Genomic DNA, 2,922 nt, shown 5'->3' on the forward strand with positions numbered 1-2,922 from the left:
AAGGGCGCACGGTGAATGCCTTGGCACTAGGAGCCGATGAAGGACGGGACTAACACCGATATGCTTCGGGGAGCTGTAAGTAAGCTTTGATCCGGAGATTTCCGAATGGGGGAACCCACTGTTCGTAATGGAACAGTATCTTTACCTGAATACATAGGGTATTGAAGGCAGACCCGGGGAACTGAAACATCTAAGTACCCGGAGGAAGAGAAAGCAAACGCGATTCCCTGAGTAGCGGCGAGCGAAACGGGATTAGCCCAAACCAAGAGGCTTGCCTCTTGGGGTTGTAGGACACTCTACACGGAGTTACAAAGGAGCGAGGTAAATGAACAGGTCTGGAAAGGCCGGCCATAGAAGGTAAAAGCCCTGTAGTTGAAACTTCGTTCCCTCCAGAGTGGATCCTGAGTACGGCGGGACACGTGAAATCCCGTCGGAAGCAGGGAGGACCATCTCCCAAGGCTAAATACTCCCTAGTGACCGATAGTGAACCAGTACCGTGAGGGAAAGGTGAAAAGCACCCCGGAAGGGGAGTGAAATAGTTCCTGAAACCGTGTGCCTACAAGTAGTCAGAGCCCTTTAACGGGTGATGGCGTGCCTTTTGTAGAATGAACCGGCGAGTTACGATTACATGCGAGGTTAAGTTGATAAGACGGAGCCGCAGCGAAAGCGAGTCTGAATAGGGCGAATGAGTATGTGGTCGTAGACCCGAAACCAGGTGACCTACCCATGTCCAGGTTGAAGTCCAGGTAACACTGGATGGAGGACCGAACCCACGCACGTTGAAAAGTGCGGGGATGAGGTGTGGGTAGCGGAGAAATTCCAATCGAACTTGGAGATAGCTGGTTCTCTCCGAAATAGCTTTAGGGCTAGCCTCATGTTGTAAGAGTCTTGGAGGTAGAGCACTGTTTGGACTAGGGGCCCTCATCGGGTTACCGAATTCAGACAAACTCCGAATGCCAAAGACTTATCCATGGGAGTCAGACTGCGAGTGATAAGATCCGTAGTCAAGAGGGAAACAGCCCAGACCACCAGCTAAGGTCCCAAAGTATACGTTAAGTGGAAAAGGATGTGGAGTTGCTTAGACAACCAGGATGTTGGCTTAGAAGCAGCCACCATTTAAAGAGTGCGTAATAGCTCACTGGTCGAGTGACTCTGCGCCGAAAATGTACCGGGGCTAAACGTATCACCGAAGCTGTGGATTGACATCTACGATGTCAGTGGTAGGAGAGCGTTCTAAGGGCGTTGAAGCTAGACCGTAAGGACTGGTGGAGCGCTTAGAAGTGAGAATGCCGGTATGAGTAGCGAAAGATGGGTGAGAATCCCATCCACCGAATGCCTAAGGTTTCCTGAGGAAGGCTCGTCCGCTCAGGGTTAGTCGGGACCTAAGCCGAGGCTGAAAAGCGTAGGCGATGGACAACAGGTTGATATTCCTGTACCACCTCTTTTCCGTTTGAGCAATGGGGGGACGCAGGAGGATAGGGTAAGCGCGCTGCTGGAATAGCGCGTCCAAGCAGTTAGGCTGCAAGCGAGGCAAATCCCGCTTGCGTGAAGGCTGAGCTGTGACGGCGAGGGAAATTTAGTACCGAAGTTCCTGAATCCACACTGCCAAGAAAAGCCTCTAGCGAGGAAAAAGGTGCCCGTACCGCAAACCGACACAGGTAGGCGAGGAGAGAATCCTAAGGTGAGCGAGAGAACTCTCGTTAAGGAACTCGGCAAAATCACCCCGTAACTTCGGGAGAAGGGGTGCTCATTTGGGTGAATAGCCCGGATGAGCCGCAGTGAATAGGCCCAGGCGACTGTTTAGCAAAAACACAGGTCTCTGCGAAGCCGCAAGGCGAAGTATAGGGGCTGACGCCTGCCCGGTGCTGGAAGGTTAAGAGGAGGGGTTAGCTCACGCGAAGCTCTGAATTGAAGCCCCAGTAAACGGCGGCCGTAACTATAACGGTCCTAAGGTAGCGAAATTCCTTGTCGGGTAAGTTCCGACCCGCACGAAAGGCGTAACGATCTGGGCACTGTCTCAACGAGAGACTCGGTGAAATTATAGTACCTGTGAAGATGCAGGTTACCCGCGACAGGACGGAAAGACCCCGTGGAGCTTTACTGTAGCCTGATATTGAATTTCGGTACAGCTTGTACAGGATAGGTAGGAGCCTTGGAAGCCGGAGCGCCAGCTTCGGTGGAGGCATTGGTGGGATACTACCCTGGCTGTATTGAAATTCTAACCCGCGCCCCTGATCGGGGCGGGAGACAGTGTCAGGTGGGCAGTTTGACTGGGGCGGTCGCCTCCTAAAGAGTAACGGAGGCGCCCAAAGGTTCCCTCAGAATGGTTGGAAATCATTCGAAGAGTGTAAAGGCATAAGGGAGCTTGACTGCGAGACCTACAAGTCGAGCAGGGACGAAAGTCGGGCTTAGTGATCCGGTGGTTCCGCATGGAAGGGCCATCGCTCAACGGATAAAAGCTACCCCGGGGATAACAGGCTTATCTCCCCCAAGAGTCCACATCGACGGGGAGGTTTGGCACCTCGATGTCGGCTCATCGCATCCTGGGGCTGTAGTCGGTCCCAAGGGTTGGGCTGTTCGCCCATTAAAGCGGTACGCGAGCTGGGTTCAGAACGTCGTGAGACAGTTCGGTCCCTATCCGTCGTGGGCGCAGGAAATTTGAGAGGAGCTGTCCTTAGTACGAGAGGACCGGGATGGACGCACCGCTGGTGTACCAGTTGTCTTGCCAAAGGCATCGCTGGGTAGCTATGTGCGGACGGGATAAGTGCTGAAAGCATCTAAGCATGAAGCCCCCCTCGAGATGAGATTTCCCATAGCGTCAAGCTAGTAAGACCCCTGAAAGATGATCAGGTTGATAGGTTTGAGGTGGAAGCGTGGCGACACGTGGAGCTGACAAATACTAATCGGTCGAGGACTTAACCA

Annotated in this window: 1 rRNA gene; it reads left to right on the plus strand. The window is 53.3% G+C overall.

What is annotated here, in order from left to right:
* Nucleotides 1-2,916 (plus strand): 23S ribosomal RNA (locus tag F7731_RS26205).
* Nucleotides 2,917-2,922 lie beyond the last annotated feature (6 nt).

Source organism: Cytobacillus depressus (assembly GCF_008923245.1).
Taxonomy (GTDB): Bacteria; Bacillota; Bacilli; order Bacillales; family Cytobacillaceae; genus Cytobacillus; species Cytobacillus depressus.